Genomic DNA, 16,861 nt, shown 5'->3' with positions numbered 1-16,861 from the left:
TTCGGAGAATATAATGGAATTGTTAGTATCTCTTGCTTTGTTAGTAGTTGGGTTAATTATTGGCTTTTTTGCAGGTCGCTTTTTTCAACAGAAGCAGGGCTCAGGCAATACTGCGCAGACCGAGAAGCAAGTTAAAGAAATCCTTGCACAGCAGGCGCAACACCACATTCATCAAACTCGTCAAAGCTTAGAGAGCATTGAAAGCCAGTGTGAAACCTTAAAGCAACAAATTGAAGAGTACGAATTGCTGCTGGAGCAAGGCAGCGATGATGACAGCAAAGTTCCTTTTTATGGGGAACAAGCAACCACCTATTTACGTAACAACCTAAAAGGGTCTGACAAATCGAGAGTAAAGCGAGTATCTGACACACAGCCAAGAGACTTCGCCAACTCAGGTTCTGGGCTGTTCGTCGGCGGATCTGATAAGAACACCGCAGAAAAACAGTAACATCGGGAACTTTATCACGACCTCGGACTCTTTTAGTGAAACCATGCTATGTCGCATATAACATGAAGGAGTGTAAGCGAACATGAAAATGTCTTTCCGCCATTGTCTATTGGCGTCTGCCGTTGTTGTAAGTTCATTGGGCTTTACTGCTAGCACACAGGCGGCGTTGCCGTTCTTTTCTGATAAAAAAGATGAAGTTCCCTCTTTAGCCCCTATGCTAGAAGAAGCTACCCCTGCGGTAGTCAGCATTGCGGTAGAGGGAACACAAACTTCTACGCAGCGCGTACCCGAGATGTTTCGCTACTTCTTCGGAGCCCCGCAAGAGCAGGTTCAAGAACGCCCTTTCAGAGGCCTTGGTTCGGGTGTCATCATAGATGCCGATAAAGGTTATGTTGTTACCAATAATCATGTCGTCGATAATGCAGACGAAATCACTGTTAAATTAACTGACGGTCGCGAGTTTAAGGCGAAAAAGCTAGGCTCTGATGAGCAAAGCGATATCGCGCTACTTAAAATTGAGCCTGATGATTTAAAGGCGTTACCGCTAGCAGATTCTGATGCGTTGCGTGTCGGTGACTTTGTGGTAGCTATTGGTAATCCATTCGGCCTTTCTCAAACGGTTACCTCTGGTATTGTTAGCGCACTAGGGCGCTCTGGCTTGAACATTGGCGGCTACGAAGACTTTATTCAAACGGACGCCGCAATTAATCGCGGTAACTCAGGTGGTGCGCTTGTTAACCTTCACGGTGAACTGGTTGGTATAAATACCGCTATTTTTGGTCCAAATGGCGGAAACGTCGGCATTGGTTTTGCCATCCCAGCCAATATGATGAAAAGCTTAATTGATCAAATTGCAGAGTTTGGTGAAGTACGCCGTGGCCTATTAGGTATTTTAGGTAGCGATATTGACGCAGGTCTAGCCGAAGCTATGAATGCTGACGTGAATATTGGTGCCTTTGTAAGTGAAGTGCAGCCTGACTCAGCTGCCGAGAAAGGTGGTTTGCAAGCTGGTGATATTATAACTGCGATTAACGGTCGTAAACTTCATAGCTTCCAAGAACTGCGAGCAAAAATTGCGAGTATGGGTGCGGGCGCTGAAGTTGAGCTCACGGTTATGCGCAAAGGTAAGAAAATGAATGTAGACGTTGTATTAGACGATGCTACAGATACCACGGTAACCGCTGCTCAAATCCACCCAGCCCTTGAAGGTGCAACGCTGTCAAACGGCACTGACGATGCTGGCAATGCTGGTGTAGTGGTCTCTGATATTGAGCGTGGTGCGCCAGCAGCCAGAATTGGTCTTCAATCTGATGACGTTATTATTGGTGTTAACCGAGTACGCACGTCTACTGTTGCTGAGTTCAGAAATGCATTGGAAGAAGCAAAAGGCGTTATGGCGCTTAATGTAAAACGCGGTAGCTCTACGCTTTATCTGGTAATTAGACAGTAGCATTTTAATGCTTCGATTACGTCCCTGTTAGATACGTTGTTGTCTGAGCAGAGGGTTAGCATAAAAACGGCGCTTTAATTGCGCCGTTTTTGTTTTTTTAATGATAACGCTTGAAAACAGTGCATGCTTGTACAAATCGAATTGCACAAAATTTGCGTTTCATTACGGTAGTTTATTAAATAAAGTGATATCCTCTACCGTAACATGATAATTTTAGAATGTTGCGCTTTGAGATTGTGAGATGGTGCTGACTTAATGGCACAGATGAAGTAAGTGCGACAGACAACAAAAAGTGTGACTTGTGACTGGCCGCTCAATAATAAACTTCTTTCTAAAATCTGTATTTCTTGGCGTAGCTGTTGCTGCTCTACTGTTAGTTTTTTTACCCGAATTACGCCAAGGCAACGGCCTTGCTCAAGGGTTATTTAACTCCCCATCTGTAAGCGCTAGCCGCGAAAGCTACTTTGCCGCATTAAGCCGCTCTGCACCCGCAGTGGTAAACATTTATAGCGTCAGTATTGAAAACGGTTCAGGGCTGTTCAGAAATCAATCTCGTGGACGCACCAACCTAGGTTCTGGTGTTATCATGACAGAAAACGGCTACCTGCTTACCTGTCACCACGTTGTCGCTAATGCCGACAGCATTTACGTAGCGGTGCAAGATGGGCGCATTTTAGAGGCGCAAATTGTGGGTACCGACCCGCTCACAGACCTTGCCGTATTAAAAGTCACTGCTGATAACCTGCATATTATTCCTCAGGTATCAGAACCTGACACCCATGTGGGTGATGTAGTGATGGCCATAGGCAACCCCTTCGACTTGGGCCAAACCATTACTCAAGGCATAGTAAGCAGAGCTGGGCGAAACGGTCTTTCTAATTATGTTGATTTCATTCAAACCGATGCTGTTTTGAACCAAGGTAATTCTGGTGGCGCACTGGTAGATAGCAATGGCATTTTGCTGGGTATCACTAACGCCAATTTTCAGGTGCTAGACTCAAACAATCGCGCTCGCAATGTGGACGGAATTAACTTTGCTGTACCCTATGAGCTAGCTAAACGCGTCATGGATGAAATTATCAGCAATGGGCGAGTTGTCCGGGGTCAACTTGGCTTTGTTGGCGGAGAGAACCGTAATCGACCCGGTATAGACGTTTCAGCGGTAGCTAAAGGAAGCCCTGCTGACATTGCGGGTATTCGCCCTGGCGACATTATCGTAGCCATAGACGGCGTACGTTTAGAGAGCGCGTCTAAAACTTTGGATATGATTGCGGAAACCGAGCCCGGTACCGAACTTGACATTGAGCTTAGCCGCGATGGACGCTCAATTTCTATTACAGCAACGGTTGCTGAGCTTCGCGCAGGCCAATAAACGTTATAAATGCCCAGCGCTATGTGGGTATATAGCAGTTAAGCAGCTATCGTTTAACTATAGCAATAGAAATCAAGCAAGCATAAAAAAAGCGCCGCAATGAATGAGGCGCTTTCGTTTATACTAAAACCTCACGACATAGAATTATTCTTTGACTCGCTCTATGATGGCGCCTAGACCACCAAGTTTTTCTTCAATTGATTCATAGCCGCGATCTAAGTGATAAATGCGATTTACGTGTGTCTCACCTTCTGCGATAAGCCCGGCGATCACCAAGCTTGCTGACGCGCGAAGGTCAGTAGCCATTACTGGCGCCCCTTTAAGACTTGAACTACCTTTGGACACTGCTGAATTCGCTTCTAGTGCGATTTCTGCGCCCATACGCTGTAATTCCGGTACATGCATGAAACGATTTTCAAAAATGGTTTCCGTAATTACCCCCGTGCCTTCGGCAACACAATTTAGGGTAACAAACTGCGCCTGCATATCTGTAGGGAATGCTGGATGTGGAGCGGTTTTAACGCGCACGGCCTGCGGCTTACGCCCTTCCATATCTAACTCAATCCAGTCTTCACCTACCGTGATTTTCGCGCCGGCTTGCTCTAGCTTATCTAGCACCGCATCTAACGTATCGGGCGCCGCATGGGTACAGCGTATTTTGCCACCTGTTACCGCAGCCGCAACTAAGAAAGTACCGGTTTCAATGCGATCTGGCAGTACTGCATAATCGCAACCGTCTAAGGTTTCTACGCCTTCAATGATTATTTTATCACTTCCTGCACCACTAATTTTCGCGCCCATCTGAATAAGACAGTTTGCTAAATCAACAATTTCGGGCTCCCGTGCCGCGTTTTCCAAGATAGTTGTGCCATCTGCCAAAGCCGCAGCCATAAGCAGGTTTTCAGTGGCACCCACGCTCACCATATCCATGAAGATACGGGCACCTTTCAAACGACCATCAACTTCAGCTCGAATATAGCCTTCATTTACTTCAATCTTCGCGCCCATCTTTTCAAGGCCTGTTAAATGAAGGTTTACCGGACGAGCACCTATGGCACAGCCGCCTGGCAAAGATACATTCGCTTTACCTTGCTTAGCTAGCAATGGGCCAAGTACCAAAATAGACGCACGCATAGTACGAACTAACTCATATGAGGCTGTAACGCTTTGTAGCGTACTCGCATCGATAACAATATCGTTAGGTGCGGGTAATGCCACTTCAACACCTAATTCACGCAAAAGGGCCGTCGTTGTATTGATATCACGGAGACGAGGAACGTTGGTGTAACGACAAGGAGAGTCGGTCAACAAGCTTGTCATCAACAATGGCAAGGCCGCATTTTTAGCGCCAGAGATACGCACAGTTCCGTTGAGCGCAGGGCTCTTCTTAATTACGAGTTTATCCACGTGCTACGCCTATTACTGAGGAATGTTAAACTGGCGCTCTCGCTCCCAGTCTTTTACTGAAAATGTCTTGATAGTAATTGCATGCATACTGCCATCAGCTATTTTATTTGCTAAAGGCGCATATACTGCTTGCTGACGCTTCACACGGCTCATTTCGTTAAATGCATCGCTTACCGCAATAATATTAAAATGCGAACCTTCTCCTTTTACGTGGACTTCGTGAAGGTCTAATGCATCTTTCAAGATTTTTTCAATTTCAGACAATTCCATAAATACTTCTTAATTCGCTAATAGGTGTTCATTCTACGGGTAAAAAGCTATCTGCGTCGCTTATTTTAGCGAGCTTATGTAGCTTCTCAGGCATTTTATATAGGCTCATGCTAACACCATTTTGCTTTGCATCCCTAACGGCATTAATAAGCCAGGCCAAACCTGCACTGTCTGCGCGCTCCACATCACTTAAATCAACAAGGCATCTTTTATTGTTAATCAAGGTACTACGCTCATTTCCGCTCAAACTATCCCAGAAATTCTTCGACAGCGTTTCACGGTCAAGATGACCGTGAACGACGATATTGCCTTTATCGTTTACCTCGAATAGGCTCACTCAGCCTCTCCCTCGATTTCAATTGGCTCACCTTGTTTAAGCTCTACTGGCTTGCCAATTTTGTCGCGCATGAGAGCGATAACTGCATCGATACCGTCTTGGCGAAGGATTGATTCAAATTCGCTACGTTTGCTGTTTAGCATGCTGATGCCTTCAGCAACCATATCGTAGGCTTTCCACTCGTTCGTTTTATTGTCTTTGCGAACTTTAAAAGCAATTTTGATTTCAGGACGGTTTGGATCTTGAACCACTGCGCGCACTGTTACTGATTTTTTATCATCAAAAGATGACTCAGGCTCAAAAATGACTTCTTGGTTGTCGTAGTAGCCCATCGCCACAGCGTAGGTTGTTACCAAATATTGACGAAATACGCTGATGTACTCGCCCATCTTCTCTTGAGGTACTGACTTAAAATGTTTACCTAGTACCATAAAAGCGGCGAATTTGTAGTCGATATGAGGGACTAATTCTTCTTCCATGATAGTGCGTAGCATTTCTGGGTCTGCTTTGATCGCTGCTTGGTTCGCTTTGATGCGCTCAAACGTGCGGTTTGCTACGTCTTGAACCAATTCATACGGGTTCTGTTCATTCACTTCTTGTGCATTCGCTATGCCCGCTACAGACATCATGAAGATGCCAAGTGCTACCATAAACTTTTTCAAAATTACTCTCCTAACTTAAAACTCTATTTAGCAGACCTGATGGCAATCCAATAAGTTTCATCACGCCGCTGGAATAATTTAACAACTTGGTAATAGACGTCTGGCCGTAATACCGCGATTAGTCTTCGTCGCTTCCGCGATTAAATAAGAACTGTCCTATGAGGTCTTCTAGGACCAACGCTGACTTAGTATCCTGCAGGTAATCACCATTCTGTAAATTAGCCACACCATCGAAAGAGAAACCAGGTTGGAAGCCAACATACTGTTCGCCTAGCAAACCTGAGGTTAAAATAGACACAGAACTGGTTTCTGGAAAGCCGTTATATTCATTTAAAATTGATAGCTCAACTACTGGCGTAAAATCTTCTTGGTCTAGCGTAATCGATGACACACGACCAACTGTTACCCCACCAACCTTTACTGCCGATCTCGGCTTTAAGCCGCCAATATTGTCGAATTTTGCGTATAACGTGTAGGTATCGCCTTCGGTGGCTACCGTTTGATTTGCTACTTTCAGTGCCAATAATAACAACGCACCGATGGTAAGCATGACAAACACACCAACCATGACTTCCGTTTTATACTTACTCATTCCAATCCCCTACTCGATACCAAACATAAGGGCGGTTAGCACGAAGTCCAGCCCTAATACTGCTAATGATGAATAGACCACCGTTTCGGTAGTCGCTTTGCTGATCCCTTCCGATGTTGGAATAGAATCGTAACCTTTAAATATGGCAATCCACGTCACAACCAAGGCAAACACGAGGCTTTTTATTACGCCGTTTATGACATCCTGGTTCCAATCTACCGTCGATTGCATAATTGACCAGTAGCTGCCTGCATCAACGCCCAGCCAATCAACACCCACTACGTGACCGCCTAAAATACCAATTGCACTGAAAATAACAGCAAGCATAGGCATCGCTAACATTCCCGCCCAAAAACGCGGTGCGACGATACGTCGTAACGGGTCTACCGCCATCATCTCTAAACTGCTCAGCTGCTCAGTGGCTTTCATGAGGCCTATTTCAGCAGTCAACGCTGAGCCAGCTCGCCCAGCAAAGAGCAATGCGGTAACTACCGGGCCAAGCTCTCTCAATAGCGAAAGTGCGACCATGGGACCTAAGCTACCTTCTGCGCCATAATCAACCAAAATGGTGTAGCCTTGTAGCGCCATTACCATGCCAATGAATAACCCCGATACCATAATAATGAGTAGCGACTGAACGCCCACCACGTATAGCTGCTTAACCACCAGCGGTACATTTTTGATTCGAGGAACAGCGACTAACGCACCAAATAGCATAAGTGCAGCTCGACCGAGCGAAGTAACTTTCCCTATGGTTTTAGCGCCTATTGATTGGAAGAAATTCATTTATCTGCTCCCAAAAAGCTTGTTTTCAAGTCAGGTGCAGGGTAATGAAATGGTACCGGACCATCTGCTTTTCCTTTCAAGAACTGCTGAACTAATTCAGAATCACTTTCTTTGATTTGCTGCGCGGTTCCCTCACCGATAACTCGCTTGTCAGCCAAGATATAGATGTAATCGGCAATGGTCAGTACTTCAGTTACATCGTGAGTCACCACTATACTGGTAAGATTAAGTGCGTCGTTTAATTCACGAATAAGCTTGACCAGCACCCCCATCGATATAGGATCTTGTCCGGCAAAGGGTTCGTCGTACATGATTAAATCTGGATCTAGTGCAATCGCCCTAGCCAAAGCTGCACGGCGCGCCATACCACCAGACAATTCACTAGGCATTAATTGAGCTGCACCGCGCAATCCTACTGCCTGTAGCTTTAAAGCGACAATAGTCGCAATAACGTCTTCAGACAGTTTTGTGTGTTCGCGTAGTGGAAACGCCACGTTATCGAATACACTCATATCGGTAAAAAGCGCACCACTTTGAAAAAGCATGCTCATTCTACGACGTGTTTCATATAGCGTTTTTCTCGACATAGAAACAATCGAATCGCCGTCGAATCTAACGTCACCTTCATCTGGCGTTAACTGCCCGCCAATAAGGCGCAGCAGCGTGGTTTTACCTATACCACTTGGCCCCATTACCGCAGTAATTTTGCCTTTGGGTACCTTTAGCGATATCCCATCATAAATGATGCGATCGGCGCGCTTAAAGGTAAGGTTATTTACTTCAACTAAATGATCCATAGTTACTTAAATGTCGACCCCTGACGTTGGATTGAGACCGTATAAAATAATGCGTTCAATCCACTTAGAAAATTTTAAATTTATAAGAGCAACGAGAGTATTCAATTTCTGTGCCTTCACTCGGTCCACTCTTAAGGTTTACTGCACAGTTTACTTTACGAACACAAAAAATCAAAAAGGTTTACTCTCCAGTGTACTTTTATGACTTTCAATCGCCAGACGGACATAGAGCGTCGTGTCTAGGCGGTGTAATTTAAGGGCATTGTACGCCTTTTCAAGGCCCTCGCCAAAGTCAAAAAGTTACAAGTTATGTTCGATTAAGACGAATGTTAGGTATCTCGCGCTAAACTACCCAGCCGTAAGTCATAAGTGTTACACAATATCGCTGATATCATCCTATTTCGTTGTTTCTTAACTGAAACTGAATATGATACCAGTCTGCATAGATCATTACCCACTCAGCGAGAGTTAAAATGTTTGTAATCGCGGCGTGTTACCGCAGGTATAGTGGTTCTACATCAAGATAACACAAAAAAGAGTACGGACATTTTAAACTCGCCCTTCGGGAAGGTCTGGCAAGCTTCCTAGCTTCATTCTGAGAATTTGAAAGGGAACAGCCATTCCTGCATTCCCACGCTTCGCTATGAAACTTGCCAGTGCCTTCTGAGTGGGCAATGAACTATGCGGATTGGTATGAGACCTTGGTAGCTTAAATACGCACTAAATTTACTTATTCAGAAAAAATTTACGTTGATTGGCAGTATTCGGCGAAAATAAAACGTTGCGAGCATAGGCAAATGACACGCTTTTTGCGACAATCTAGCGAAATACTTTCTATTACAGGTTGTTGTGCTTTTAAACATTGTCATTTTTCTTGTTGGGTTGATTGTACTAAGCTGGAGCGCTGACCGGTTTGTATATGGCGCATCAGCACTTGCAAAAAACATCGGTATTTCTCCAATGATGATCGGATTAACGATTGTCGCTATGGGATCTTCGGCACCTGAAATTGTGGTTTCCGCCATAGCCTCCGCGAATGGCAATATGAACACCGCCGTGGGTAATGCACTAGGTTCGAACATTACTAACATCGCGTTAGTGTTAGGAATAACGGCACTCGTGAAACCTTTACTCGTTTCATCAACAACATTAAAACGCGAACTTCCAGCGCTCCTCATCATCTCATTGATTGCCATCGGGTTTATGTTTGACGGAGAACTTAAATCTTATGAAGGCATCATTTTACTGGGCTTGTTCATTTTCGTACTGGCTATGATGGCTTGGTTATCGCTGCAGGTAGATAAAGAAGACCCTCTTATCGCCGAAACCGCTGATGAAATTCCTAAAGGTGTATCGAATACATCGGCTCTTATTTGGATTGGTGTTGGCCTTGTTGTTCTGCCTTTGAGTGCTCACTTTTTGGTGAACTCCGCAGTAGAAATTGCCAGATATATGGGCATTTCTGATTTAATCATCGGATTAACTATTATTGCGTTTGGTACAAGTCTACCTGAGCTTGCTGCAAGTATTGCTGGCGTATTGAAAGGAGAAGACGATTTGGCGCTGGGCAACATCATTGGCTCAAATATCTTCAACCTGCTAGCGGTGCTTGGCATGCCTGGTTTAATTGCTCCTGGTATCTTAGACCCCGATGTTTATAACCGAGATATGTACGTAATGCTTGGTCTAACATTGTTACTGTTCTTGTTCAGCTTCGATTTAATTGGTAAGCGTACCATATCAAGAACCAACGGATTTATACTTCTGGCTTGCTTTATCGGCTATCAATTCTGGCTATTCGGATAATCATGAATACACAAACTCAGACCCACTATATCGACTCGGCAAAGCGCGTTATCGAAATAGAAACGCAAGCCATCGCTAACCTTGTAGAACGCTTAAACAGTGAATTTGTTGCTGCCTGCAACATTCTCTTTGCTTGCAAGGGGAAGGTGGTCGTCAGCGGCATGGGTAAATCTGGGCATATTGGCAATAAAATTGCTGCAACGCTAGCCAGTACAGGTACCCCTGCCTTTTTCATGCATCCGGGTGAAGCCAACCACGGCGACCTGGGTATGCTGAGCAAAGGCGATGTCTTACTCGCCATTTCCAACTCGGGCGAAACTAATGAGTTAGTCAACTTGTTGCCCGTTGTTAAGCGCTTGGGGATACAAGTTGTTGCCATGACTAACAGTGCATCGAGCTCGTTGGGTCAGCACGCAGACGTAGTGCTTGATATCAGCGTAGACAAAGAAGCGTGTTCACTAGGTCTTGCACCTACATCAAGCACAACGGCCACACTGGTTATGGGTGATGCTCTGGCGGTAGCGCTGCTCGATCAAAAAGGCTTCACATCAGATGATTTTGCGCTATCACACCCTGGCGGTAGTTTAGGTAGAAAATTGCTACTCAAAGTCAGCGATATAATGCTAAGTGGCAGTGATATTCCCCTCATCAGCGAGAATGCTTCCGTCGCTGATGCGCTGTTAGAAATTTCTAATAAGGGTCTGGGTATGACTGGCGTGATAGCCTCTGATGGTACATTAGCCGGCGTCTTTACCGACGGCGATTTAAGACGAATACTCGATGCCCGCATTGATGTGCACGGTGCAGCAGTGAAAGATGTAATGACTCAAGGCGGTAAAACGACTATCGCAGATCAATTGGCTGTTGAAGCCCTTAACTTAATGGAAACTCACAAGATAAGCGCGTTAATGGTTACTGACGAGAAGCGTAAACCTGTTGGGGCCTTCAACATGCACATGCTATTGAAAGCAGGAGTACTTTAAATGGCAACGACCTTGTATACCGATTTAGACGGAGCGCTCTTTAAAAAGTTAGCGCATATTAAGCTGTTGGTGTGTGACGTAGATGGTGTGTTTTCTGACGGCCGCATTTATCTGGGTAACGAAGGCGAAGAGCTGAAAGCATTCCATACGCGCGATGGATATGGTGTTAAAGCGTTAGTGAGCAATGGAGTCAATGTAGCTGTGATTACAGGTCGCCGCTCTGCCATTGTTGAAAATAGAATGAAGGCACTTAACGTTGCACATATAATTCAGGGCGAAGAGAATAAAGCAGGCGCGCTCAGCGAACTGATGAAAAGCCTTGAGTTAAACACTGATGAAGTAGCTGCGGTTGGTGATGACATGCCAGATACGGGTATGTTTAATCACGTAGCGGTCAAAATTGCGGTTGCCGATGCCCATCCTTACGTGGCAAAAAATGCAAACTGGATTACTTCGCTACCTGGTGGTTTTGGAGCAGTCCGAGAAATTTCGGATACTATTTTGCAAGCCAAAGGTGTATCAAATGAGATTTTTGGAGCGAGTGTATGAGCCTGTTTGGCTTTAATCGCTTAGGATTAAGCATATCTGCGCTATTCATTCTGGCGTTGTTTATGTACATCCCTACGTGGATGGAAGAGCAGCCTGAAATGCAGGGAAGAGGTGAAAACGATGCACTCAAGCCCGCCTACAAAGCGAGAAATCTAACCACTACACTGTACAATCAAGACGGGGAGTTAAATCACAAGGTGTTTGCAGAGTCGATGGAACATTATGACCAGCTTGGCTTTGTATTGTTTCAACAACCTAAATACACGCTTTATACAGAAAACGCGTCGTCGCCCTGGGTGGTGACGGCGAAAGAAGGAACGCTCTACAACAATGAGCTAATCCAACTTGAAAATAGCGTTGTTATTGAAAATCAAACTGCCGATGATTTTGTCAAAAGTTTATCAACCGAATACATCCAGATAAATTTAGACACGAAACAAATGACATCTGATCAACCCGTTGAGATACTAGGTACACAATACCTTATTCTAAGTAACGGGTTTAACGCGAACTTACGCACACAAGAATACGAGCTTTTAGACCATGTACAAACGACTTATTCCCCTAGCAACTAGTCTTATACTTGCCATCGCTAGTGGTGCTGCGCTTGCCAGTGAAGAAGATTTTTCACAGCCCATTAAAATAGGGTCAAACACCCAATTTATTGACGGTAAAAATAAAACCGCGCTTTACAAGGAAGACGTACTCATTACGCAAGGTTCTCTTGTTATTAAAGCTGATGAGGTTGAAGTTATTGCAACAGATGGAAGCGGACGAGAAATATTTATCGCCCGAGGCAAACCTGCAAGCTATTCTCAATCGCTTGAAGACGGTACGCCAGTGTCAGCTAAAGCCAATGAAATACGCTACGAGGTGATCAATCGCACTATTTCTTTAGCGGGTAACGCTGAATTACAACAAGACACCAGCAAAGTACAAGGTGATAAAATCACATTTGACATGATTACTGAGCAATTGCTGGCAACGGGTGGTAAGGGTAAGAATGGTGAAGGTCGCGTAACAACTGTATTTACGCCTGAAACTATTCGTAAAACAACGTCAAAGAAAGACAACAAGGACAATGAATAGCAATGGCAACTTTGAGCGCTAAAAACCTTGCTAAAGCATATAAATCGCGACAAGTTGTTCGCGATGTGAGTCTTTCAGTCTCAACAGGTCAGATTGTCGGCCTTCTTGGGCCTAATGGTGCCGGTAAGACCACTACCTTCTATATGATTGTTGGTTTGGTGAATCTGGATAAAGGCAAGATTGAAATCGACGACAATGAGCTAACTCACCAGCCTATGCACGAGCGTGCACGCCGCGGAATTGGCTACCTACCGCAGGAAGCGTCTATTTTTAGAAAGCTAACGGTACATGAAAATATCATGGCCATACTGCAAACCCGTAAAGATTTAAATTCACTTCAGCAGGAAGAAGAAGCAGATGCGCTACTTGATGAATTTAATATTAACCATATACGTAATAGTACGGGGATGAGTTTATCAGGGGGCGAGCGCCGTCGCGTTGAGATTGCCCGTGCCCTGGCCGCAAAACCGCAATTTATTTTGTTAGACGAACCATTTGCTGGTGTTGATCCAATATCAGTTAATGATATAAAGAAGATAATACAACATCTTCGCGATAGGGGTATTGGAATCCTTATCACAGACCATAACGTACGAGAGACATTGGATGTTTGTGAAAAAGCGTACATTGTGAGTCATGGCGAGCTTATTGCGCAGGGAACCGCGGAACAGGTTTTAAGTAATCAAAAAGTAAGGGATGTATACCTAGGCGAACAATTCAGGCTATAGTTAGTGTAACTGAATTGTCATTTTTCAGTTTCGCTCCGGTATATTCAATTTAGAGCATTAAAATAAGACGTAGATGAAACCATCTTTACAGCTAAAATTTAGCCAACAACTTACCATGACGCCACAGCTTCAGCAGGCCATTAAACTGCTGCAGCTTTCTACACTTGATCTTCAACAGGAAATTCAAGAAGCGCTCGACTCTAATCCACTATTAGAAATTGAAGAAGGTAACGACGAGCCACAGTTAGAAAAGAACAATATCGATAATGACGACGGGGGTTCTGAGGCCACTGCTTCTGCATCTAGTGACACGCTAGAAGCGGGTGATGCATTAGAAAAAAACGATCTTCCCGATGAGCTGCCTATCGACAGCACATGGGATGAATACTACTCCGCTTCATCTTCTCCCGCTCCGGGTCCATCTAATGACGACGAGCAGATCTTCCAAGGTGAGACTACTGAAGATATTCAAGAGCACCTATTGTGGCAAATGCGCCTTACTCATTTCTCGGATACCGATCGCGCTATCGCTACAGCAATCATCGACTCTATCGACGAGTCAGGTTATTTAACCGTTACCCTTGATGAAATTTTAGAAGCGGTTAACGATGATGATATGGAAGAGCCGATTGAAATGGACGAAATAGAATGTGTGCTTAAGCGCATTCAGATGTTCGACCCTATTGGTTCTGGCTCACGCTCTCCACAAGAATGTTTAATGGTGCAATTGCGCCAGTTTTCAGAAGACACACCGTGGCTTGCTGAAGCGAAACAACTGATTGAAGAATACTCTGACTTACTGAGCAGTAAAGACTATCGTACGCTTATGCGTAAAAGCCGATTAAAAGAAGATCAGCTGCGCGAGGCAATGCGTTTACTGCAAACCTTGAATCCTCGTCCAGGTAGTGCTTTAGTTACTAAAGAGCCTGAGTATGTTATTCCTGATGTATCAGTGACCAAAAAGAATGGCCGTTGGGTGGTTGAGCTGAACCCTGACAGTCTGCCTAAACTAAGTGTTAACCAACAGTACGCAGCCATGAGTCGCCGTGCCAAGAATAGTAGCGACTCACAATTCATCCGCTCACACATGCAAGAGGCCAAGTGGTTCATAAAGAGCCTTGAATCTCGCAATGATACATTGATGAAGGTTGCAAACTGTATTGTGCAGCAACAAATGGGCTTTTTTGAGCACGGTCCGGAAATGATGAAACCAATGGTGCTAAATGATGTCGCAGAAATGGTAGATATGCACGAATCGACTATTTCGCGAGTAACAACGCAGAAGTACATGCACACGCCACGTGGAATCTTCGAATTGAAATATTTCTTCTCAAGTCACGTTGCAACTGAGTCTGGTGGTGAATGCTCGTCTACAGCGATTCGAGCATTGATCAAAAAATTAGTGGCCGCTGAAAAGCCCAGCAAGCCGCTAAGCGATAGCAAGATTGCTTCATTGTTGGCCGAACAAGGCATTAAGGTTGCCCGGCGAACAATAGCAAAGTACCGGGAATCTTTATCGATTCCGCCGTCGAACCAACGCAAAAGCCTTATCTAAACGGGCTTAATAATATAAGGAAGACGAAATATGCAAATCAACCTTACTGGTCATCATGTCGAAATCACCGACTCTTTGCGTAATTATGTCGATACGAAGTTCAGCAAACTTGAACGTCACTTTGATCACATTTCTAATGTGCATGTCATCCTGAACGTTGAAAAATTAAATCAAAAAGCCGAAGCGACCGTTCATTTAAGTGGCGCTGAAGTATTCGCATCCTCAGAAAATACAGACATGTATGCGGCGATTGACAGCATGGTTGATAAACTCGACCGGCAGGTAATCAAGCATAAGGAAAAACTGAAAAAACACTAGTAGTCAATTAAGCATGGATATACAAGCCATCGTAAGTCTGGACCGCACCGAGTGTGCGGTTCAGTGTAACAGTAAAAAGCGAATTCTTGAGATCATCGCTGATATCGCTGCCAAGCAAAACGAAAACATTGACCAAGCAACGGTACTCAACAGTTTGATGGCTCGAGAGCGTATGGGTAGCACAGGCATCGGCAATGGTATCGCCCTGCCCCATGGCCGCTTAGCAGGCCTTGAGAAAGTGATAGCAATTGTTGTAACCAGCACGCCTGCTATTGACTTTGACGCCCTTGACGAAAAACCCGTAGACATATTTTTTGCACTACTCGTTCCCGAGGAGCAAACCGAAGGACACCTTCAAACGCTAGCCACAGTGGCAGGCAAACTGAGCGACAAAGAAACGATCAAAGCGATACGTCGCGCAACAACTAGCGACGATATACTTTCTGCATTAAGTTAACCATTAAGCGTCTTTTCATCGTTAAGTAGGCGCCTAATTCAACAACGCGTATATGATTGAACCAGAATATAGGGAGAAGTTAGGTGAAGCTGATTATAATCAGTGGTCGTTCGGGATCTGGTAAATCTGTCGCACTTCGCGCTTTGGAAGATTTAGGTTATTACTGCGTTGACAATATTCCGGTAAACTTACTTCCTACACTGACTCATACCGTTGTGGATGAATATGATCAGGTAGCGGTGAGCATTGATGTAAGAAACTTACCCAAAAACCCAGACGACTTGGTAGAAATTCTAGACTACCTACCTTCTTCGTGGTCCATGACAATTGTTTATATTGATGCAAGCGATGATGTATTGGTTAAGCGTTTTAGCGAAACTCGCCGCCTTCACCCTCTAGCGAAGCTCAATAAATCTTTATCAGAAGCCATCAAAGCCGAATCTGCTCTACTTGCCCCCATTGCAGAGCGCGCAGATTTATATTTAGATACCGATAAGCTCACCATTCACCAGCTAGCAGAGTTAATAAGAGAGCGCATTCTGGGCAAGAAAAGCTCACGCCTTGTGCTTGTTTTCGAATCTTTTGGCTTTAAACACGGCATACCCAAAGATGCGGATTACGTTTTTGACGCGCGCTTTTTACCTAACCCTCATTGGGAGCCTGACCTTAAACACCTGACAGGGCTAGATGCACCGGTGGAAGTGTTTTTAGGCTCCCAACCCGTGGTTACGAAATTTATTTGGCAGATTCAAAACTTAATGACCACATGGCTGCCCCACCTAGAGCGCAATAACAGAAGTTATGTCACTGTGGCGATAGGCTGCACTGGTGGGCAACATCGCTCAGTTTATATTGCACAAACCTTGTCCAAAACTTTTAGTGAAATACACCCTGATGTACAAATCCGCCATAGAGAGCTGAATCAGTAATGACTATCCAAAAAACGCTAACTATCGTTAATAAGCTAGGATTGCATGCAAGAGCGGCGACCCAACTGGTTAAACTGGCTAATCAATTCGACGCTAAAATCATATTGAAAAAAGGCGATAAGGAAGCTGACGCAAGCAGTGTACTGGGATTGATGATGCTAGAAAGCCATCAAGGTGAAAAGGTTGATGTAATTGTCGACGGCAGTGATGCTGTTGATGCACTTGCTGCTATTGAAGAACTTATCGAGGGCAGATTTAACGAAGACGAATAGTCACGCCTGCTCTATCCGTTGACGAATTAATCAACACTTAACGCAGTTAACTTA

General features: G+C 44.6%; 21 protein-coding genes. 14 read left to right on the top strand and 7 right to left on the bottom strand.

What is annotated here, in order from left to right; translation table 11 throughout:
* The first annotated feature begins 13 nt into the window (after nucleotides 1–13).
* From V7R42_RS05380 to V7R42_RS05370, 3 genes are all read left to right on the top strand, one after another.
* Complete coding sequence (locus V7R42_RS05380) at nucleotides 14–448, top strand: ZapG family protein (RefSeq protein ID WP_334019170.1); 435 nt, start codon at nucleotides 14–16, stop codon at nucleotides 446–448.
* An 88-nt stretch (nucleotides 449–536) separates the two neighbouring features.
* Entirely contained in the window at nucleotides 537–1,898 is a 1,362-nt protein-coding gene (locus V7R42_RS05375; protein WP_334019374.1) for a DegQ family serine endoprotease, read from the top strand.
* Nucleotides 1,899–2,199: 301 nt separating this feature from the next.
* On the top strand, nucleotides 2,200–3,270 hold the full coding sequence (locus tag V7R42_RS05370; RefSeq protein ID WP_334019169.1) for a trypsin-like peptidase domain-containing protein: 1,071 nt from the start codon (nucleotides 2,200–2,202) through the stop codon (nucleotides 3,268–3,270).
* A gap of 144 nt (nucleotides 3,271–3,414) precedes the next feature.
* On the opposite strand, the gene murA is transcribed toward V7R42_RS05370, so the two are convergent.
* From murA to mlaF, 7 genes are all read right to left on the bottom strand, one after another.
* Nucleotides 3,415–4,677 (bottom strand): UDP-N-acetylglucosamine 1-carboxyvinyltransferase, encoded by a 1,263-nt coding sequence (gene murA, locus V7R42_RS05365; RefSeq protein ID WP_334019168.1) that lies wholly within the window; start codon nucleotides 4,675–4,677, stop codon nucleotides 3,415–3,417.
* A 12-nt stretch (nucleotides 4,678–4,689) separates the two neighbouring features.
* Nucleotides 4,690–4,947: a BolA family protein gene (locus tag V7R42_RS05360; RefSeq protein WP_334019167.1), complete on the bottom strand. Its 258-nt coding sequence runs from the start codon at nucleotides 4,945–4,947 to the stop codon at nucleotides 4,690–4,692.
* Between the two features lie 28 nt (nucleotides 4,948–4,975).
* Entirely contained in the window at nucleotides 4,976–5,284 is a 309-nt protein-coding gene (locus V7R42_RS05355; RefSeq protein ID WP_334019166.1) for an STAS domain-containing protein, read from the bottom strand.
* A complete protein-coding gene (locus tag V7R42_RS05350) occupies nucleotides 5,281–5,946 on the bottom strand; it encodes an MlaC/ttg2D family ABC transporter substrate-binding protein (RefSeq protein ID WP_334019165.1) in 666 nt (221 codons plus the stop codon). Before V7R42_RS05350 ends, V7R42_RS05355 begins: the two co-directional genes overlap by 4 nt.
* A 118-nt stretch (nucleotides 5,947–6,064) precedes the next feature.
* Complete coding sequence (gene mlaD, locus V7R42_RS05345) at nucleotides 6,065–6,538, bottom strand: outer membrane lipid asymmetry maintenance protein MlaD (RefSeq protein ID WP_014948351.1); 474 nt, start codon at nucleotides 6,536–6,538, stop codon at nucleotides 6,065–6,067.
* A gap of 9 nt (nucleotides 6,539–6,547) precedes the next feature.
* Complete coding sequence (gene mlaE / locus V7R42_RS05340; RefSeq protein WP_334019164.1) at nucleotides 6,548–7,324, bottom strand: lipid asymmetry maintenance ABC transporter permease subunit MlaE; 777 nt, start codon at nucleotides 7,322–7,324, stop codon at nucleotides 6,548–6,550.
* Nucleotides 7,321–8,121, bottom strand: a complete 801-nt coding sequence (gene mlaF / locus V7R42_RS05335; protein WP_334019163.1) for a phospholipid ABC transporter ATP-binding protein MlaF — start codon at nucleotides 8,119–8,121, stop codon at nucleotides 7,321–7,323. Before mlaF ends, mlaE begins: the two co-directional genes overlap by 4 nt.
* An 849-nt stretch (nucleotides 8,122–8,970) precedes the next feature.
* Here mlaF and V7R42_RS05330 point away from each other — a divergent pair.
* From V7R42_RS05330 to V7R42_RS05280, 11 genes are all read left to right on the top strand, one after another.
* Complete coding sequence (locus V7R42_RS05330; RefSeq protein WP_334019162.1) at nucleotides 8,971–9,927, top strand: calcium/sodium antiporter; 957 nt, start codon at nucleotides 8,971–8,973, stop codon at nucleotides 9,925–9,927.
* A gap of 2 nt (nucleotides 9,928–9,929) precedes the next feature.
* Nucleotides 9,930–10,910: a KpsF/GutQ family sugar-phosphate isomerase gene (locus V7R42_RS05325; protein ID WP_334019161.1), complete on the top strand. Its 981-nt coding sequence runs from the start codon at nucleotides 9,930–9,932 to the stop codon at nucleotides 10,908–10,910.
* The gene (gene kdsC, locus V7R42_RS05320; protein ID WP_334019160.1) at nucleotides 10,911–11,459 is read left to right on the top strand and encodes a 3-deoxy-manno-octulosonate-8-phosphatase KdsC; all 549 of its coding nucleotides are present in this window, start codon (nucleotides 10,911–10,913) and stop codon (nucleotides 11,457–11,459) included.
* Nucleotides 11,456–12,034 (top strand): LPS export ABC transporter periplasmic protein LptC, encoded by a 579-nt coding sequence (lptC, locus tag V7R42_RS05315; RefSeq protein ID WP_334019159.1) that lies wholly within the window; start codon nucleotides 11,456–11,458, stop codon nucleotides 12,032–12,034. Before kdsC ends, lptC begins: the two co-directional genes overlap by 4 nt.
* Complete coding sequence (gene lptA / locus V7R42_RS05310) at nucleotides 12,003–12,548, top strand: lipopolysaccharide transport periplasmic protein LptA (RefSeq protein ID WP_334019158.1); 546 nt, start codon at nucleotides 12,003–12,005, stop codon at nucleotides 12,546–12,548. Before lptC ends, lptA begins: the two co-directional genes overlap by 32 nt.
* Nucleotides 12,549–12,550: 2 nt before the next feature.
* The gene (lptB, locus tag V7R42_RS05305; protein WP_334019157.1) at nucleotides 12,551–13,276 is read left to right on the top strand and encodes an LPS export ABC transporter ATP-binding protein; all 726 of its coding nucleotides are present in this window, start codon (nucleotides 12,551–12,553) and stop codon (nucleotides 13,274–13,276) included.
* Nucleotides 13,277–13,349: 73 nt separating this feature from the next.
* Nucleotides 13,350–14,831 (top strand): RNA polymerase factor sigma-54, encoded by a 1,482-nt coding sequence (locus V7R42_RS05300; RefSeq protein WP_334019156.1) that lies wholly within the window; start codon nucleotides 13,350–13,352, stop codon nucleotides 14,829–14,831.
* Nucleotides 14,832–14,861: 30 nt separating this feature from the next.
* A complete protein-coding gene (gene hpf / locus V7R42_RS05295; RefSeq protein ID WP_012517338.1) occupies nucleotides 14,862–15,149 on the top strand; it encodes a ribosome hibernation promoting factor in 288 nt (95 codons plus the stop codon).
* Between the two features lie 13 nt (nucleotides 15,150–15,162).
* Nucleotides 15,163–15,606, top strand: a complete 444-nt coding sequence (ptsN, locus tag V7R42_RS05290; RefSeq protein WP_334019155.1) for a PTS IIA-like nitrogen regulatory protein PtsN — start codon at nucleotides 15,163–15,165, stop codon at nucleotides 15,604–15,606.
* A gap of 83 nt (nucleotides 15,607–15,689) precedes the next feature.
* Entirely contained in the window at nucleotides 15,690–16,535 is an 846-nt protein-coding gene (gene rapZ, locus V7R42_RS05285; RefSeq protein WP_039219650.1) for an RNase adapter RapZ, read from the top strand.
* Nucleotides 16,535–16,807, top strand: coding sequence for an HPr family phosphocarrier protein (locus V7R42_RS05280; RefSeq protein WP_334019154.1), 273 nt, complete (start codon nucleotides 16,535–16,537; stop codon nucleotides 16,805–16,807). Before rapZ ends, V7R42_RS05280 begins: the two co-directional genes overlap by 1 nt.
* The last annotated feature ends 54 nt before the right edge of the window (nucleotides 16,808–16,861 follow it).

It is taken from the genome of Alteromonas sp. S015, assembly GCF_036864485.1.
Lineage (GTDB): Bacteria > Pseudomonadota > Gammaproteobacteria > Enterobacterales > Alteromonadaceae > Alteromonas.
The sequence above is the reverse complement of the archived record's forward strand: the minus strand, read 5'-3'. Positions and strand labels throughout refer to the sequence as shown.

What these genes read in the sequence shown, in the direction of transcription:
- V7R42_RS05380 (WP_334019170.1), top strand. Translation starts at nt 14, where the DNA reads ATGGAATTGTTAGTATCTCTTGCTTTGTTAGTAGTTGGGTTAATTATT.
- V7R42_RS05375 (WP_334019374.1), top strand. Translation starts at nt 537, where the DNA reads ATGTCTTTCCGCCATTGTCTATTGGCGTCTGCCGTTGTTGTAAGTTCA.
- V7R42_RS05360 (WP_334019167.1), bottom strand. Translation starts at nt 4,947, where the DNA reads ATGGAATTGTCTGAAATTGAAAAAATCTTGAAAGATGCATTAGACCTT.
- mlaD (WP_014948351.1), bottom strand. Translation starts at nt 6,538, where the DNA reads ATGAGTAAGTATAAAACGGAAGTCATGGTTGGTGTGTTTGTCATGCTT.
- mlaE (WP_334019164.1), bottom strand. Translation starts at nt 7,324, where the DNA reads ATGAATTTCTTCCAATCAATAGGCGCTAAAACCATAGGGAAAGTTACT.
- mlaF (WP_334019163.1), bottom strand. Translation starts at nt 8,121, where the DNA reads ATGGATCATTTAGTTGAAGTAAATAACCTTACCTTTAAGCGCGCCGAT.
- V7R42_RS05325 (WP_334019161.1), top strand. Translation starts at nt 9,930, where the DNA reads ATGAATACACAAACTCAGACCCACTATATCGACTCGGCAAAGCGCGTT.
- kdsC (WP_334019160.1), top strand. Translation starts at nt 10,911, where the DNA reads ATGGCAACGACCTTGTATACCGATTTAGACGGAGCGCTCTTTAAAAAG.
- lptC (WP_334019159.1), top strand. Translation starts at nt 11,456, where the DNA reads ATGAGCCTGTTTGGCTTTAATCGCTTAGGATTAAGCATATCTGCGCTA.
- lptA (WP_334019158.1), top strand. Translation starts at nt 12,003, where the DNA reads ATGTACAAACGACTTATTCCCCTAGCAACTAGTCTTATACTTGCCATC.
- lptB (WP_334019157.1), top strand. Translation starts at nt 12,551, where the DNA reads ATGGCAACTTTGAGCGCTAAAAACCTTGCTAAAGCATATAAATCGCGA.
- V7R42_RS05300 (WP_334019156.1), top strand. Translation starts at nt 13,350, where the DNA reads ATGAAACCATCTTTACAGCTAAAATTTAGCCAACAACTTACCATGACG.
- hpf (WP_012517338.1), top strand. Translation starts at nt 14,862, where the DNA reads ATGCAAATCAACCTTACTGGTCATCATGTCGAAATCACCGACTCTTTG.
- ptsN (WP_334019155.1), top strand. Translation starts at nt 15,163, where the DNA reads ATGGATATACAAGCCATCGTAAGTCTGGACCGCACCGAGTGTGCGGTT.
- V7R42_RS05280 (WP_334019154.1), top strand. Translation starts at nt 16,535, where the DNA reads ATGACTATCCAAAAAACGCTAACTATCGTTAATAAGCTAGGATTGCAT.